Annotated in this window: 13 protein-coding genes and 2 tRNA genes; 2 read left to right on the forward strand and 13 right to left on the reverse strand. The window is 53.9% G+C overall.

Going from position 1 to position 17100, the window contains the following annotated elements:
• Positions 1-646: 646 nt before the first annotated feature.
• The 3 genes from QGT73_RS14645 to QGT73_RS14655 all read right to left on the reverse strand — a co-directional run bounded on the left by QGT73_RS14645 (position 647) and on the right by QGT73_RS14655 (position 1112).
• Positions 647-718 (reverse strand) — tRNA-Glu (locus QGT73_RS14645).
• A 33-nt stretch (positions 719-751) separates the two neighbouring features.
• Positions 752-1009 (reverse strand): 30S ribosomal protein S20, encoded by a 258-nt coding sequence (gene rpsT / locus QGT73_RS14650; protein WP_280122899.1) that lies wholly within the window; start codon positions 1007-1009, stop codon positions 752-754.
• 31 nt (positions 1010-1040) lie between these two features.
• A tRNA-Glu gene (locus tag QGT73_RS14655) sits at positions 1041-1112 on the reverse strand.
• Positions 1113-1278: 166 nt separating this feature from the next.
• Between QGT73_RS14655 and recO the strand changes: the two genes are divergently transcribed.
• The gene (gene recO, locus QGT73_RS14660) at positions 1279-1998 is read left to right on the forward strand and encodes a DNA repair protein RecO (protein WP_280122900.1); all 720 of its coding nucleotides are present in this window, start codon (positions 1279-1281) and stop codon (positions 1996-1998) included.
• On the opposite strand, the gene QGT73_RS14665 is transcribed toward recO, so the two are convergent.
• The 8 genes from QGT73_RS14665 to QGT73_RS14700 form a co-directional block, all read right to left on the reverse strand.
• A complete protein-coding gene (locus QGT73_RS14665) occupies positions 1988-2185 on the reverse strand; it encodes a hypothetical protein (protein WP_280122901.1) in 198 nt (65 codons plus the stop codon). The genes recO and QGT73_RS14665 overlap by 11 nt on opposite strands.
• A gap of 767 nt (positions 2186-2952) precedes the next feature.
• Positions 2953-4257: a threonine synthase gene (thrC, locus tag QGT73_RS14670; RefSeq protein ID WP_280122911.1), complete on the reverse strand. Its 1305-nt coding sequence runs from the start codon at positions 4255-4257 to the stop codon at positions 2953-2955.
• 14 nt (positions 4258-4271) lie between these two features.
• Positions 4272-5525: a cofactor-independent phosphoglycerate mutase gene (locus QGT73_RS14675; protein WP_280122902.1), complete on the reverse strand. Its 1254-nt coding sequence runs from the start codon at positions 5523-5525 to the stop codon at positions 4272-4274.
• Positions 5526-5649: 124 nt separating this feature from the next.
• A complete protein-coding gene (gene thrA / locus QGT73_RS14680) occupies positions 5650-8082 on the reverse strand; it encodes a bifunctional aspartate kinase/homoserine dehydrogenase I (RefSeq protein WP_280122903.1) in 2433 nt (810 codons plus the stop codon).
• A 220-nt stretch (positions 8083-8302) separates the two neighbouring features.
• Positions 8303-9985 (reverse strand): bifunctional metallophosphatase/5'-nucleotidase, encoded by a 1683-nt coding sequence (locus QGT73_RS14685; RefSeq protein WP_280122904.1) that lies wholly within the window; start codon positions 9983-9985, stop codon positions 8303-8305.
• Entirely contained in the window at positions 9982-10761 is a 780-nt protein-coding gene (locus QGT73_RS14690; RefSeq protein ID WP_280122905.1) for a DUF3108 domain-containing protein, read from the reverse strand. Before QGT73_RS14690 ends, QGT73_RS14685 begins: the two co-directional genes overlap by 4 nt.
• Before the next feature lie 75 nt (positions 10762-10836).
• Positions 10837-11496: a thymidine kinase gene (locus QGT73_RS14695; protein ID WP_280122906.1), complete on the reverse strand. Its 660-nt coding sequence runs from the start codon at positions 11494-11496 to the stop codon at positions 10837-10839.
• An 82-nt stretch (positions 11497-11578) separates the two neighbouring features.
• Entirely contained in the window at positions 11579-12202 is a 624-nt protein-coding gene (locus QGT73_RS14700) for a hypothetical protein (RefSeq protein ID WP_280122907.1), read from the reverse strand.
• 96 nt (positions 12203-12298) lie between these two features.
• Between QGT73_RS14700 and QGT73_RS14705 the strand changes: the two genes are divergently transcribed.
• Positions 12299-12640 carry a single-stranded DNA-binding protein gene (locus QGT73_RS14705; protein ID WP_280122908.1) on the forward strand — a complete coding sequence of 114 codons (342 nt, stop codon included), beginning with the start codon at positions 12299-12301 and terminating at the stop codon, positions 12638-12640.
• 89 nt (positions 12641-12729) lie between these two features.
• Here the strand turns inward: QGT73_RS14705 and feoB are convergent, their stop codons facing one another.
• The gene (gene feoB, locus QGT73_RS14710; RefSeq protein ID WP_280122909.1) at positions 12730-15138 is read right to left on the reverse strand and encodes a ferrous iron transport protein B; all 2409 of its coding nucleotides are present in this window, start codon (positions 15136-15138) and stop codon (positions 12730-12732) included.
• A gap of 192 nt (positions 15139-15330) precedes the next feature.
• On the reverse strand, positions 15331-16635 hold the full coding sequence (locus QGT73_RS14715) for a histidine-type phosphatase (protein ID WP_280122910.1): 1305 nt from the start codon (positions 16633-16635) through the stop codon (positions 15331-15333).
• Positions 16636-17100: the final 465 nt, after the last annotated feature.

Genomic DNA, 17100 nt, shown 5'->3' on the forward strand with positions numbered 1-17100 from the left:
GTTGGGTATGTAAGACTTATACATTAACTTTGTATTCAATAGTTTTGAATACCATAAAGTTACAAAACTTTATGGACATAAAAAAGCCTCAGCTTGTGAAAGTTGAGGCTTTTGCTGTTTTTTTGAGGAATAGTTCTGCAACAACCTCTGTGCGAACTTAGGCCATGGCAAGCACCCGCGTAAGCGGTGCGCAGCCATGGTACAGAATAATTATCCACAGCATGTGCCGCGTAGCGGTACAACAATACAAGCATATTAAAACGTTAAGTCGCAGCGAATTACCATCCATGACATTTTGTGGCACCGCTACGCGGCGCACCGTCTTATATCTGTCTTTACACCATGGCAGCGCACCGCTTGCGCGGATGCTTGCCATGGCCTAAGCTCGCACAGGCCCTACGGGCCTTTCCTTGCCCCTGACGGGTACAAATCAGCTACTAATAGACGTTTTGCAACACCCTCTTTCCTTGTCACAACTGATTAAATCATAAGTTTTGCAACACCCTCGGTTATCGTGAGAGGGATGATTGTATAGCAATCGCGCCCGATAGTTATGCAATCCCCCTCTCACACAAAAAAATCCCTCGTATCGCATTGATACAAGGGATGAAAAGGTAGAAGGTAATAGGAATTTCGTTGAGTTGAGTAGCCCATAGGAGAATCGAACTCCTCTTTCAAGAATGAAAATCTTGCGTCCTAACCGATAGACGAATGGGCCCTTTCTTGCGAAAGTGTTTAACGGATGCTTACCTTAGGCAGCGATCTTAGCGATGTGCTTGGCGAGCTTGCTCTTGAGGTTAGCAGCCTTATTCTTAGAGATAGCGTTCTTCGAAGCGAGGCGGTCAAGCATAGCACCGATTTTGCGGAATGCTTCCTCAGCCTGTGCCTTATCAGTCATTTTGCGGAGGTTACGCACGGCATTACGTGCGGTCTTGGCATAATAACGGTTGCGAAGGCGACGCGACTCGGTCTGACGGATTCTCTTAAGTGATGATTTATGATTTGCCATCTTATGATATGTGATTTTTTTTGTTTTATTGTAGCCCATAGGAGAATCGAACTCCTCTTTCAAGAATGAAAATCTTGCGTCCTAACCGATAGACGAATGGGCCGGATTGCAGACATAGCTGTCCAAAAGCGATTGCAAAGTTAGTGAGTTTTTTTGTATTAGGCAAACTTTTTTTGAAAAAAATGAAAAAATATGCCTGAAATCAGCTCTTCACACGGTTATTTATGTGCAAAAATGAGTAATTTTGTGCTTATAAGCACTCGTTAAGCATGAAAATTTCGTTTGTAGCCCTGAAAATGACGCGTTACAGCGACACACAGAGTATCCTCACCGCCTACAGCCGCGAGTGGGGCAAGGTGGCGTTTGCCGTGTCGGTGGGCAAAGGCAAGGGTGCATCGCGTCTGAGAGCGTTGACCATGCCGTTGGGGCTTGTGGAGTGTGAGAGCGACATGCGTCCGGGCCGTGAAGTGCTCGCTTTGCGTCAGGCACGGCCGCTGGCGGTGTTTACAGGCACTCATACCAATCCCGTCAAACAGATGATGGCCATGTTTCTCGCCGAAGTGCTTTCGCTTGTCTTGCGCGAGAGTGTGCCCGATGCCGGACTCTATGATTACGTGGCAGCCTCGGCCCGCTATCTCGACAGCATGCCGACAGCCGATGTGGCTAATTTCCACATATGCTTTCTGTTACATCTGGGGCGTCTGCTCGGCATCGAGCCTGATGTGTCGACCTACGCGCCGGGGAGTGTGCTCGATATGCGCGACGGCATATGGCGAAAATCCATGCCTCTCCACGGCGAGGTGCTTACGCCTGACGAGTCGGAGGCGGCCATGAGGCTGCAACGCATGACCTATGCCAACATGCCGACATTTCGATTCACGCGCGAGCAGCGGGCCCGGGCCCTCGATATGGTGTTGCGATATTATACGCTGCATGTCACCTCGCTTTCCGGCCTGAAGTCGCTTGATATTCTCAGGTCTATGTTCTGACCTTGAGTGATTCGGCCGACGGCGACACGGCCCCGTTGGCCCGCTCTGACTCCGAGGCGCGCCTGTGCAGTTCGTCCAGCGCGCGGCGATGGGCGCGGTGGATGAAAAAGCGGTTGATATACATGCCTGTCGTCGAGACCAATACGACCAGACTTGCTATGGCTATCCACATGAGTATATCGTGCATATCGAGAGAAAACATATGAGGTGAGTTTTCCTATATAAACACTCTCTTGGCCCCTGATGTTTTTTCCGTGATGCAAAAAAGACAAAAGTCCCGGAAGAATCACGATTGCAATAAGATTGCAATAATCGGAATAAGTCATGAGGGTGTTGCAAAACGTCTATTAGTAGCTGATTTGTACCCGTCAGGGGCAAGGAAAGGCCCGTAGGGCCTGTGCGAGCTTAGGCCATGGCAAGCACCCGCGTAAGCGGTGCGCAGCCATGGTACAGAACAATTATCCACAGCATGTGCCGCGTAGCGGTACAACAATACAAGCGTATCAAAACGTTAAGTCGCAGCGAATTACCATCATGACATTTTGTGGCACCGCTACGCGGCGCACCGTCTTATATCTGTCTTTATACCATGGCTGCGCACCGCTTGCGCGGGTGCTTGCCATGGCCTAAGCTCGCACAGGCCCTACAGGCCTTTCCATGTTACAACTGATTAAATCATAAGTTTTGCAACACCCTCTGTTGTCAGAAACAGGTTGTGATCTCTTATCCTCCCCAACGTCAGCATACTGCCCACAGATATTGATATCCAACGTCCGCAGGAGGTTGTCACAATGTGGAATACATAAGTTGAAAAAGGTTTATGCAACGTCAGCAAGATGTCCCGCCAGGGACATCCGGAGATTGATAGCCGTAAGCATCCTGAGCCTGGAAGGCTCAGGATGCTTACGGAACGAGGATTGTATCATTTGAGATGTCTGAAAGACATCTTGTTACCTAAAGTGCAAGCAGATATGAGCGGAACGCTTCATAATCCTTACTCATCTCCACCGACTGTTTCGAACCCTGCATGAAGGCCTTGAGTCGGTCGGGAAGTTCTACCGTTGTGCCTGTATGGGCCTCCACGGTCTCCTTGAATTTGGCCGGATGGGCAGTCTCGAGAAACACTCCTGTCTCGCCCGGCAAAAGCATCTGTCGCAGAGCACGGTAGCCCACAGCTCCGTGAGGGTCGAGCAGATAGCCCGTGCGGCGGTGACAGTCGGCCATAGTCTCGGCAATGAGACCGTCCGAATAGGTAGTACCCGAGATGAGCGAAGTTATACGCGAATGGTCGTTGCCATAGAGATCAAGAATGCGGGCAAAGTTGCTCGGGTCACCCACGTCCATCGCATTAGCGATGGTTGCGACACTCGGACGTGGAGTGTACACTCCGCTCTGCAGATAGTCAAAGAATACATCGTTGGCATTGTTGGCTGCGATAAATCTGCGTATTGGCAGACCCATACGGTGGGCTATGAGCCCGGCGGTGATGTTGCCGAAGTTGCCGCTCGGCACACACACCACGAGATTGTCGGCCTTGCCGGCTTTTTTCAGTTGGGCATATGCGTTGAAATAATAGAACGCCTGAGGGAGAAAGCGGGCCACGTTGATGGAATTGGCCGATGTGAGGAGCAGACGGTCGTTGAGCTCCGCATCGAGAAACGCGCTCTTGACCAACCGCTGGCAGTCGTCAAACACTCCGTCGACCTCGATGGCCGTGATGTTGCGTCCGAGCGTGGTGAACTGACATTCCTGTATGGGACTCACCTTCCCCTTGGGATAGAGCACATGGACGTTGATGCCATCCACGCCCAGAAAACCGTTGGCTACGGCCGAACCTGTATCGCCGCTCGTGGCCACAAGCACATGGACGTTGCGGCGGTCATCGCCTCGGCTTATGAAGTATTGGAGCAGACGGGCCATGAAGCGCGCGCCTACATCCTTGAAGGCCAGTGTCGGGCCGTGAAACAGTTCAAGACTGTAAATGCCCGGCTCGACTTCGACCACCGGAGTGGGAAACGAGAGAGTGTCGCATACGATGGCGTCGAGGTCAGAGGCGGGTATGTCGTCGCCGAAGAAAGCCCGGGCCACCGTGCAGGCCATCTCGTGAAACGACATGTTGTCGATGTTGTCAAAAAACTCAGCCGGAAGTCTCTCTATGCGTTCGGGCATATACAGGCCACGGTCGGGAGCGAGCCCCTTGACCACGGCCTCGGCCAGTGTCACGTCGGGTGATGTATGGTTGGTGCTGTAATATTTCATTTTCATCAGTGTTGTTACAGATTCATGAACTCATGCATGAACTCCATGAGCCGGAGAGTGCCGTAGGCTCCGCGGGCACATTGTGCCTCGGAGTAGGCTGTCACGCTGTCGGGTGTGATGCCGGGGTGCCATATGGTGAAAGGCACGGGCTCGGCCTTGTGTACACGCAGTTCCACAGGGGTGGCATGGTCGGGCAGCAGGGCTATGGCTATCTGCTCGCCTGTGCAGGTCACCTCGTCGAGTATCGGGCCGACCACGCGTCGGTCGAGATATTCGATGGCCTTGACTTTGAGGTCTATGTCGCCGTCGTGGCCGGCCTCGTCGGTAGCCTCTACGTGCAGAAACACAAAGTCATCGCTGCGCAGAGCCTCGAGCGCGGCACGGCATTTGCCTTCATAATTGGTGTCGGCCAGACCTGTGGCACCCTCCACGTCGATGGGGCGCAGTCCGGCATAACGTCCGATGCCTCTGATGAGGTCTACCGCCGTGATGACCGAGCCTGTCTTGATAGCCGGATACATCTGACTGAGCGTAAGCATCGAGGGACGGTAACCCGGGCTCCAGGGCCATATGGAGTTGGCTATGGGGCGTCCCTGCTGCGAGTGGCGCAGGTTGACGGGATGAGAGGCGAGAAGAGCCTGTGACCGCTCTATGAGATTGTTGATCAAAGCCGCTGTCTCGGCAGCCGACATGCGGTCTTCCTCCGTTCCCTCCTCGTAGGCTGGAGCGTTGGGCAGCGGTCTGACGAGCAGTGGCCGCCAGGCTTCGCCGGGATGGTCGTGGGGCGGGGTGGTGATTATGTGCTTGTTGCCACCGCGTATGACGAGCAGATGGCGGTATTGTATGCCCGGAATAAATCTTACGCGGTCGTCGCCAAGCTCGCGGTCGAGCATTTCGATGAGTTCACGCCCCTCCTCGGTAGTAAGATGTCCGCCGTGATGGTTGGTGATATCGCCGGCGGCAGAGAGTGTGAGAATGTTGCATCGCATGGCCATGTCGCCGGGCTGCATGTCATAGCCTATGCTCGCAGCCTCGAGCGGCCCGCGGCCCTCGTATACTTCATTGAGGTCATAGCCGAGAATGGCAGTATTGGCCACCTCGCTGCCCGGCGCGAAACCTTCGGGGACTGTAGTCAGCAATCCCGAACGTCCTTGCGAGGCAAGGCGGTCAAAGTTGGGTGTGTCGGCATATTCCAGCGGAGTCTTTCCGCCGAGCCGTTCCACCCGATGGTCGCTCATGCCGTCACCGAGTATTATAAGGTGTTTCATTAGTTCGATGTATATAGGGGGGGTGGAGAGGATAGTATGGAGAATATAAATATAGTATGGAGTGTATAAAAGAGAGGGAAATTAAACTCTCTAAACCCTCTAAACTTTTTAAACTCTCTAAACTCTAAGTATTGGCTGTAGATATGATGTTGGCGAAGACTCCGGCCGCCGTCACGGCCGCCCCGGCTCCGTAGCCCTGTATGAGCATCGGATATTCGCGGTAGCGTTCGGTGGTGAGCAGCACGATGTTGTTGGAGCCTTCCAGACCGTAGAACGGGTGGCGCGAATCGACAGCCTCAAGTCCTACGCTCATGCGTCCCATCTCCATGCGGGCCACGAAACGCCAGCGTTTGCCCTCGGCTTCAAGCACCTTGCGGCGAGCCTCGAAGTCAGCGTCGAGTTCGGGCAGACGACGCCAGAAGTCTTCGATTGAGCCGTTCATGATATCATCGGGCACAAAAAGATTGCGCTCCACCTCGTCCTGCTCGGCACGGTAGCCACCCTCGCGGGTGAGGATGACAAGTTTGCGTATCACATCGGTGCCGCTGAGGTCGATGCGCGGGTCGGGCTCGCTGTAGCCGAGCTCCTTGGCCAGACGTACGGTCTCGGAGAACGGTGTGTCGGCCGACAGGGCATTGAATATGAAGTTGAGTGTGCCGCTGAGCACAGCTTCGATGCGGAGTATGCGGTCGCCCGACGAACGCAGGTCGTTGATGGTGCCGATGATGGGGAGGCCGGCTCCGACGTTGGTCTCGTAGAGAAATTTCACTCCGCGCTGCAGAGCGGTTTCCTTGAGCCGGGCATAGCTTTCGTAGGAGTTGGAGGCGGCCACCTTGTTGGCGGCTACCACCGATATGTTGTGGTCGAGAAATGTCTGATAGAGTTCGGCTATCTCCTTTGAGGCCGTACAGTCGACAAACACGCTGTTGAATATGTTCATCTTCACTATCTCGTCGCGCAGTGACGCCGGAGTCGATGGTGTGCCGTTCTCGAGAGCCTCGCGATAGTTGGCCAGATCGATGCCGCCGCGGTCGAGGACGAGACGCTTGCTTGAAGCGATGCCGACGACGTTGAGTTTCAGACGGTGGGTCTGCATAAGCTCCTCCTTCTGCGAGCGTATCTGCTCGATGAGCATGCCGCCGACGGTGCCGACACCGCATATGAAGAGGTTGACCTCCTTGTATTCACTGAGGAAAAACGAGTCGTGGAGCACATTGAGCGACTTGCGCAGCGACTGTCCGTTGACCACAAACGAGATGTTGGTTTCGCTCGCGCCCTGCGCGCAGGCTATGACGCTGATGCCGCTGCGGCCCAGCGCGCCGAAGAGTTTTCCGGCGATGCCTGGGGTGTGCTTCATGTTCTCGCCTACGATGGCCACCGTGGCGAGGCCGCTCTCGGCGTGCATGGGAAACATCGCACCGGTGCTGATCTCCTTGGCAAACTCGTTGTCGAGCACGCGCACGGCTTCGGCTGCATCCTCGTCGCGCACGCCTACCGAGGTGGAGTTTTCCGACGATGCCTGGCTCACCATGAACACCGAGATGCCATTGTCGGCCAGTGCCGTGAATATGCGTCGGTTCACACCGATGACGCCTACCATCGACAGTCCGGCAACAGTGATGAGCGATGTGCCGTTGATGCTCGAGATGCCCTTGATCGGTTTGCGGTCATCTTCGATGACATTGCGTATCACCGAGCCGGGAGCCTCGGGGCGGAAGGTGTTTTTGACGAGTATGGGTATGTTTTTGACACACACCGGATAGATAGTGGGTGGATACACCACCTTGGCTCCGAAGTTGCAGAGCTCCATCGCCTCGACATAGCTCAGCGAGTTGATGGTGTAGGCTGTGGGGATGACACGCGGATCGGCGGTCATGAAGCCGTCGACGTCGGTCCATATCTCCAGCACTTCGGCATCAAGGGCGGCCGCTATGATTGAGGCTGTGTAGTCGCTGCCTCCGCGCCCGAGGTTGGTGACTTCGCCTGTGACGGCGTCGCTCGATATGAAGCCGGGCACGATGTGTATATGTCCTTCATATTCCGGACCTGAAAACTCGGCGCGTACAAGTTGGTTGGTCAGTTCGGTGGCCAGCAGACTCTTGTGGTGCTTGACTTCGGTGCGTATGAAGCTGCGCGAGTCGTGCAGCACCGAGCCTTCGACCAGACGGTTGACTATCAGTGAGCTCAGACGCTCACCGTAGCTCACGATGAGGGCCTGTGTCTTGGGGCTCAGGTCGCGTATGAGGAAGAGTCCGTGATATATCGAGGCCAGCTCGTCGAGCAGTGTGTCTACGCTGGCCTTGAGCGACGCGGGGTCGTCGGTGATGACTTCGTCTATTATATTATGGTGGCGCAGTGTGAGGCCGGCCATGCCTTCGCGGAAAGTCTCATCGCCCGCGGCGGCTGTGACGGCCGTGGAGATGAGCATATCAGTGACCCCGCCAAGGGCACTGACCACTACCACCACAGGCTTGTCGCACCCTTGGGCTATTTCTTTGAGATTCTTGATCCCAATGACGCTCCCCACTGAGGAGCCTCCGAATTTTAAGACTTTCATTAATATTAAATTTTTAAAAAATTAGATGCAAAAATAGTGATTTTTTTGATGTGAGATGCGCTAAAAACTTAAATATTTAAATGAAAGACTGAAATTTTTATGCAAAAATGGATTTTTATGGATTATGTCACGCTTATGCGAGGCTTGGGATGTGAGGATGAAATGATGCTGCGGTATGTCATAGTGTCATAGTATCATAGTGTACTAATACACTATGACACTAAGCCTGACTGATGTCTTGTTGAGGAAACAGTCTCTCCCTGTCACGGATAATGGCCTTGGCCGTGAGGTGCTCGGGTACAAATTTCCAGTTGTGGGTCACGGTCGGGGTTATTGTGCCTTTGCGCTTGATTGCTTCCATCAGATAGTAGCGCAGGTCGAGCGGGGTGGTGTGTATGATGCGGCTTTTCAGTTGGTCGGACGGTATGCCGGCTCCGCGTGTGAGCAGTTCGCCTCCGCCGTTGGCCCGGTAGGCGTTGACTGCCACGGTGTAGGTCTTGTCGAGGTCAAACGGAGTGCCGTCGGCCATCGAAATGATGTGTATCTTGTTGCCTTGCAGTTGGGTTACATCGACTTCATACACTATGCCGTAGGCCGAGTCGAAGTTGTAGGAGGGATTGATGAGAAAGGTATAGTCGCCTTTGATATGATTGCCGGTCGAGAATTTCAGCAGCGAATCGTCGGGCGAGTGCATTACGGCCGTCCACAGATTGTAGCTCATCTCGAGATGATTTTTAATCTCGCGACCTGTCATCGAGAGTGTGCACAGTTGGTTTTCGTAACGGTAGAGTGTGAACATGTCGCTGATGCGCAGCGGTCCTTCATGGAGAGTGGCGTCAAACGAGGTGGGTGACGCCAGCGAGATGTCGGCTCCCGACACTTCCAACTGAAGTGTGTGTATGAGTTCCATGAAGGCCGACGGTCCGAAATAGACGTCGCGCCCCGAAAATTCGCCGGAGGCCTCTCCGATTACCTGTCCGACCAGTTGGAGCGTGTGAGCGCGTTCCGGCTCAAATTCGGCCATGAATGTCGGGTCGGGTGCATAACCGTCGAGTTGCACCAGATCGCCCTCGACATCGAGTATGGCCACACGGCCGTCGGGTGCCACGTCGGCCGTGACTGTGGCTTCGGCCACAAGACGGGCGTGCGCGCCGGGGTTGAGCAGCAGTATTCCCGTCGACTCGCGGCGCACAGCCCTCAGATGGTCGTGGCCCATGAATATGAGGTCGATGCCCTCGACTTCGCGCGCCACAAGTCCCGAGGCGTTTTCGAGCCATTTGCCTGTCAGATGGGTGCTTTCGTAACCTGAGTGGAAGAGTCCTATCACCATGTCGGGCCGCTCATGACGGCGTATGTGCTCCACCCATCGGCGCGCGCTCTCCACCATGTCGGTCACCTCCATGCCTGACCACAGTTCCTCAGGCAGCCATGCCGGTATGGCCGGAGTGAGCAGTCCGAGCACGGCAAATCTCACACCGTCGCGCTCGATGATGGTGTAGGGTCTGAAATAGGGCTCGCCTGTGGCTGTGTCCTTCACATTGGCTCCGAGCAGCGGTATGGGTGACAGGTCGTCACGATAGCGGTCATAGACCGGATGGCCTGTCTCTATGTCATGGTTGCCTATCGTCTGAGCGTCGTAACCCATACGTTTCAGCATGCGTGCCACGGGATGAGTCACTCCGGTCTCGATAAAATTATAGAAATAGACCGGCGGCTGGCCTTGCAGCATGTCGCCGTTGTCGAGCAGCACCACGCGGTCTTCGCCAAGACGTGACCTTAGGTCTTTAACATAAGCCGACACCCGCGCCAGCGAGCCTGGAGCGGGTGAGAGAGTCGTGAAATCATAGGGATAGAGCATGCCGTGGACATCGCCTGTCACGGCTATCTTGAATACTTTTCTCATGGATTGGGACCGGTGTAGAGTGCGCGCACTTTGCCTACGGGCAGTTGGCCTTCCACTTTGAGAGGTATGCGGCGGTCGTCGGCTGAAATCCATCCTTCGATGGGGGCCGATGACACCTTGCCGTGGCGGGTGAAATTGAAGTTGATGTAAAACGCCGGGAGGTTTTCACCGTTGAGCTGAACGGTCTGCCGTCCCATATAGGTGATGGTGAGCAGTTCCTTCTTGGAGCCGGAGAATATGTTGACTGTCACGCTGTGGCCTTTGCTCATCGAAGGAAAGTCGAGTGTGCGCAGATAGAAAAACGCGCTGAGCATGTCGACCGTCATGCCCTGAGCCTCGAGACTGATTGTCGAGGTCGAGAGCGGAGCTCCGGCCGAGGCTCGCTTGTAGCGCACAGCTTCGGCTGTAAAGGTGTTGCCCGAATGGTGAAACGTCACTATGTCCTTCTTGTATTTACCGGCCTCATGGGCTATATAGGTGTATTTAAGAGGATACAGCCCCTCTTTGGTCATAGTGGAGTAGAGCGTGTCGCGCAACATATATATACTGTTGGCCCACGGCGCGTTTTCGGCAAATACCGATGCCTTGTAGCAGTCTCCGTCGTTGCGCAGACTCATGGTGGCATATCCGGCCACTTTGTTGATAAAGCCCCACTTGTATATTACGTCATAGGTAAGAGTCTCGTCGACCAGACTTACCGTGGGTGATGACTGCGCTCTCATCGCCGGGATGCACATCAGCAGCCACAGGAGCGAGAGAATGGATATACGTTTCATAACTTTAGATATTAAAAAGGGGTGGAATTAAAAGGGTGCCCCTTTCAATATAGACAATTCATGCTGCGCGATGGTTTAATCTTCCATATCGCCGACCGGCAACGGGAGATCAAACGGCAATGCCGAGCGGTAGCTTTGCTCGATGCGTTTGTTGCGCCAGCATTTGCGGCACACGGCCATGTAGCGGTCGTCGCCTCCTATCTCCACCTGCGCACCCTCCTCGACAAAGTCGCCGTTGCTGCCTATGCGGGCATTGATTATAGTCTTGCGTCCGCAGGTGCAGGTCGATTTTATCTCATCGATGGTGTCGGCTATCTCGAAGAGACGGCGCGAGCCTTCAAACAGGTTGCTGCGGAAGTCGGTGCGCAGGCCGTAGCATATGACGTTGCTTCCGAAGTCGTCCACCACGCGTGCCAATTGGTCGACCTGGTCGGCGGTGAGAAACTGGGCCTCGTCAACGAGTATCCAGTCGGTCACGGCTTTATCCTCCTCACACATCTGACGCGCCATCTCATAGAGATCGGTGTCGTGATATATCCATCGACATTCACGCTCGATGCCTATGCGCGAGCGTATCACGTTGGTCGACTCGCGTGTGTCGACGACGGGTTTGAAGCACACATAGCGCATGCCACGTTCCTCAAAGTTATATGCGGTGGTAAGGAGGAGGGCCGTCTTGGCCGATCCCATAGTGCCGTAGCGGAAATAAAGTTTGCCTTTCCTGTACATCTTCATGAGAATGGTTTGGAAAGGCAAAGATAATTATATTTTCCGAGACTACGTGTCGGTCGGAGTCATTTTAGCATATGTAAACGGCCTATTCGGTCTGCTTTGTCAATACGAAATCCTCATGGTTGTACTCATATTTCAGCAGCGCGCCTTTGACCTTCACGTCATCCATGTGGCGCATGGATGCATATCGGGCAGTGAGGGCCACGCGTATGCCGTGCTCGATAGTCTTGCACAGGTCGGGGCGTATGGAGTCGACAGCGGGTGACGACAGGGCCAGAGGATTGTTGTTGGCCACGACAGCGTCAGGGTCAACCTCAACCACGAGCGACTGAGGGTCGAGCGACAGGGCTATCTCATCGTCATCAACCACAGTCCATGTGCCCGATATTGACGTGCGGGCCGAGGCCGAGAGACCGAGCGGCTCTATGAGCGCGCTGTCACCGACTATCTGTGTGGTGGTGTTGACCATGCCTGTGACAGTGACAGACCCCGACAGAGTCTCGTTGGCGGTCATGGCGGCCGGCAGAAACTCATAGGTGTCTATGATAGTGGCTGTGATGGCCGAATTGTCCGAAAAAGTCTCGGGTGTTCCCTGCCATGTGCCGGGAATCTCTTTGGCGAAACGTGCTTCACTGTTGCTGCATGACACTACTATCGAACCGACGGCAAGCAGTTCAAAGAGCGGTACGAGAGATAATAAAGATTTCATACGTGCAAAAATTTACTTTATCAACACACAAATACAAACAGATGTTTAGAAATATGACTTAAATTCGCTAATTTTGCATAAATCCAACCGACATCTATGAGCGTAAATAAGGTAATACTTCTTGGCAACGTAGGGCGTGACCCGGAAATACGTTATGTGGAGACTCGTCCGATAGCCTCGTTTCCGCTTGCCACTGACGAGCGGCCTGTCAGGCTTCCGGACGGCACCGAACGTCCCGGCCGCACCGAATGGCACAATATTATAATGTGGGACGGGGCGGCCGAGATGGCCGAGCGTTACATACGCAAGGGCACACGCCTGTATGTCGAAGGCCGTCTGCGTTACCGCACGTGGGAGGACCGCACAGCCATCAAGCGTACGGTCACTGAAATCTATGTCGACACCTTTGAAATCCTCGGACCGCCGAGAAACAGTTGAGAAATAGAGAAAAAACGGTGGGGGAATTGGCTTCGCGACTGCGATTGCTGATTCCCCCACCGCTTATTATCTCTATTCGTTGATTTTTATCACAGCACAAGGAGTGCGATGCGGTAGACGATGAAGGCGAAGAGCCAGGCGACGAGGGTGTTGTAGATGATTGTGAAAAGGCCGTAACGGGGATTGCCGGTCTCTCGGACAACGGCTGTGACTGTGGCTATGCACGGACAGTAGAGGAGGATGAATATCATGAAGCTCAGTGCCATGGCCGGGGTGAAGTCGGGACGGCCGGTGACGGGGTTTGTCTCCGTGAGACGTGTCGAGAGGGTGCTGTCCTCTGCTTCTTCGTCGCCTGTGTAGAGTACTCCGAGCGTTGATACTACAATTTCTTTGGCGGGGACGCCGGCTATGGCTGCCACTGTCGCACGCCAGTGAAAGCCGAGCGGTTCCATGAGCGGGTTGAGTGCTTTGCCCACCATCTGCAGGTAGGAGTCGGACGAGGGGTCGATGGCCGAGTCGTCGGCCGGTGTCACGGTCTGCTCCATGGCTGCAGGTGAGGGTTGTTCGTGGCGCGGGAAGTAGTTGAGCACCCACACGAAGATGCTTGCCACGAGGATTATGCCGCCCATTTTGCGCAGATACTGTTCGCCTTTGCCCCACATGTGGCGCATGGTGGCTTTGAATGTGGGCACGCGGTAGGGGGGGAGTTCCATTACAAAAGGGGTCTCGTCTTCACCAAACCAGAAGCGGCGCAGGAGTCTGGCAGTGAGTCCGGCCACAAATATGCCGAAGAGATAGATGCTCAGAAATACAAGTGTGGCATGCGAGGGGAAGAATGTGCCGATGAGCAGCACGTAGATGGGGAGTCGGGCCGAGCAGCTCACAAAGGGGTTGATGAGTATGGTGATGAGTCGGCTCGAACGGCTTTCGATGGAGCGTGTGGCCATGATGGAGGGTACGGTGCAGCCAAAACCCATCACGAGCGGTATGAATGACTTGCCGTGCAGACCCAGACGGTGCATGAGTCTGTCCATGATGAAGGCGGCTCGGGCCATGTAGCCGGAGTCTTCCATGAACGAGATGCATGCATAGAGGATGAGGATGTTGGGCAGGAATACGATGACGCCGCCCACGCCTCCTATGATGCCGTCGGCCACGAGGTCTTTGATCCAGCCGTCGGGCAGATATTCGCGTGAGAGGTCTCCGAGCCAGCTTACCAGTGATTCGATCCATTCCATCGGGAATGAGCCGATGTAGAATGTGGCCCAGAAGATGAAGGTCATTATGGCCAGGAATATCGGGAAACCAAACAGTTTGTTGGTGACGATGGTGTCGATGATGTGGGTGGAGCTGTAGCCGGCTTTTTCTTCTTTGACCATTGTCTCGGCGAGCGCGCCGGCTATGAATCCGTATTTTTCGTCGGCGATGGCCGAGGTGATGTCGAGGGTGGGGTTGACACGCTTGAACTCCTCGACGCTTTTGTCGCGCATCTTCAGCAAGTGTTCGGCGTCGGGGAGCGAGAGCACCTGATGCTGCACTTCGGCATCACCTTCGAGGAGCTTGATGGCAAGATAGCGCGGTGAGAACTGACGCTCTACGGAGGGGTGTGATTTGAGTTCGTCCTTGATGCCTGAGAGTGCTTTTTCGAGCTGTGAGCCGAGCGACACGTGCACGTGGCGTACCGAGGGCTCGGTGCCTTCATAGATGCGTATCACGGTGTCAAACAGTTCGTTGATGCCACGGCCGCTCTTGGCTGCGGTCGGGATTATGGGCACTCCTATCATCTCGCCGAGAGTGCGGTAGTCGAGCTGTGTGCCGTCGCGCTCCAGCTCGTCATACATGTTGAGGGCTATCACCATGGAGCGGTCCATGTCGATAAGCTCGGTGGTGAGGTAGAGGTTGCGCTCGAGATTGGAGCCGTCAACCACGTTGATGATTACGTCGGGGGTCTCGTCGCGCAGATAGCGTCGGACATACAGCTCTTCGGGCGAATAGGAGGCGAGAGAGTAGGTGCCGGGAAGGTCGACGATGTTGAATCGGTAGCCGTTGTGGGTGAATGAGCCTTTCTTTGCGTCGACCGTCACGCCGCTGTAATTGCCTACGTGCTCGCGTGCGCCCGAGGCTACGTTGAAGAGCGATGTCTTGCCGCAGTTGGGGTTGCCGATAAGGGCGATGTTGATCACCTTGTGTTTCTCGTGGCGTATGGCAGTGACCTGTTCGCATGTGTCGTCCACGGTGTTGGTGTGGGCCACGGATTCGTGGGGCAGGCCGTCGACGGTGGGTTCCACTTCCACGAGGTCGGCTTCGGCACGGCGCAGTGACACTTCATAACCCATAATTTCATATTTGACGGGGTCTTTGAGCGGGGCGGCCATCAGTACCTTGATGTCCTGTCCGCGCACAAATCCCATCTCGATCATGCGTTTGCGAAATGCTCCGTGGCCTAATATCTTTATAATGACGCCGGTCTCTCCGGTGGTGAGCTGCGATAGTCTCATAGTCAATGCGTAATTTACCGACTGCAAAATTAATCACTAATTTCCAATCTCAAAATACCTAATTGTAGTGAATTTATTGCATAATTACGGATAATTACGGATAATAAAAAGTCTATCCCCGATCAGAGAAATGACAAAAGTCACAAAAGAGAAACTTTTGTGACTTTTGTCGTTGTGTATTTACCGGGCTTTTTACTTAGCGGGGATGGCGTCGTAGGCGGCGAGGGCTTCTTCGAAGCGGTTTTCGAGGTCGGCGAGCTTGTAGAGGCCGTCGGCGTTCTTTTCAAGGCCTTTGAGCGAGAGGGGATATATCATAGGGGGATTGTCGAGCGAGAGGAGTTCCATGTTGCGGAGCTGGTCGACGGTCTGGTATACGATGTTGATGTCGGCATATTCCTGTCCGTCGGCTCCCTCAAACTTTTCGATTACTATCTTTGAGCCGATAGGTGTCTTTTTCTCGATGGCGTCGGGCAGTTCGTATTCTTCTACGCCGAGAGCTGTGGCTACTGACGAGAGGTTGCTGTCGTGGCCTACGAGGAATGTGAATTTGCGGTCGGGCGAGAGAAGCTCGTCATACATGTACTGAATGAGCGGATTGGCCACGTTGACGGCTACGATAGGCGCGGTGAAGAGTACGTCCTGATATACGTCCTTGATGTGTGCGAGCTGTGACCACTGGTCGCGGGTGAGTTTTTTGCCGAAGGCTGCCTTTACGGAGTCGGGTTCCTCGTAATACTGGAGGATGAAAGCGTCGGAGGCTGCGTTGAGGTCCTTGAGAGCCGAGCCGGCTTTCATCGATGGTTCCTTGAACTTCTCGAGTACAATCTCGGTGTTATAGTTGGTGAAATCCTTGAGCTTGGGGTCGTTGCTCTTGGCCATGGGGGAGTCTTTGGTGTCCATTACTTCCTGTATGAACTCATAGTTGGGAGCTATGGCTTCGTTGATGCCCACGATGCCTTTCTTGCCGCCCATGGCGTTGATCTGCTCCATGGCTGTGGCTACAAACTCGGGGCTGACCTTGGTGAGCTGGGGATTGAAGAGGGGGTCCATCTTGCTGGGGGTGTAGCGGTGGTTGACACGCACTCCGCCCACGGGCATGAAGCCCGACGAGAAGTATTGGGCTGTGGCGATGCATCGTTGCATCGAGTTGGCTATGATGTTGAGGTCATCGGCTGTCGGGGTGTAGTTTTCGGGAAACAAGCCTGCGTCGACAGCCCATTTGCGGAAATACTGGCCCATCATGGTCTCGAGTGCTCCGCCTCGTGAGGTGAGTTCGCTTTTGCCGGCACTCCATTTGGTCCATTCGTGGGGAGTCATGCGTCCGAGGTCGCTCTTGCTGTCGCTGAGCGGAGAGCGTATGTTGTGGCGGCTGAGCACGACGGCTTCTTTCAGTTTGTATTTGTCTTTAAATTCCTGACTGCGCTGTGCCTGTGCGTTGAGGATGGTAGGGGTGCCCAGACAAATGAGTGCCAGGGCTGATGCGATAAATGCTCTCATAATTATAATTGTGTTGTGATGTGATGCGCAGGATGGGGTCCGAGAGAGTGGGGGAGGGGCATCCTGAGTTTTCCGTGAATATTAATTTTTAGTAAATGAATCTATAAAAATGTCGGTTAGGGTTTGCATTACATCAATCTTAACGCAGGTGGGTGTAAATGGTTCACGTCGGGATAAGAATTTTTTTGCATTTGATATTTTTATCAAAAAAACTGTGAACAATATTTAATCGCTCCGTGTTAATCAATCGAATCTATAAAACATCAGGTCGCCCTACGCTGACCATCGATTGCATTATAAAAAAGAGAACAGTAACCGTATTTTTTTTATTTTCATCACTTTTTAAACGCATCTCATTGATGTCCCATTAAAATCGGAAAGAGTACTTTGAAATTGTTGAAATTTAGTTTGTTGGAAAAGATTTTGGTGCGAACGGACTTGATTAGTATATTACGGTTCTTCAAT

It is taken from the genome of Duncaniella muricolitica (assembly GCF_910574735.1).
GTDB classification, from domain to species: domain Bacteria; phylum Bacteroidota; class Bacteroidia; order Bacteroidales; family Muribaculaceae; genus Duncaniella; species Duncaniella muricolitica.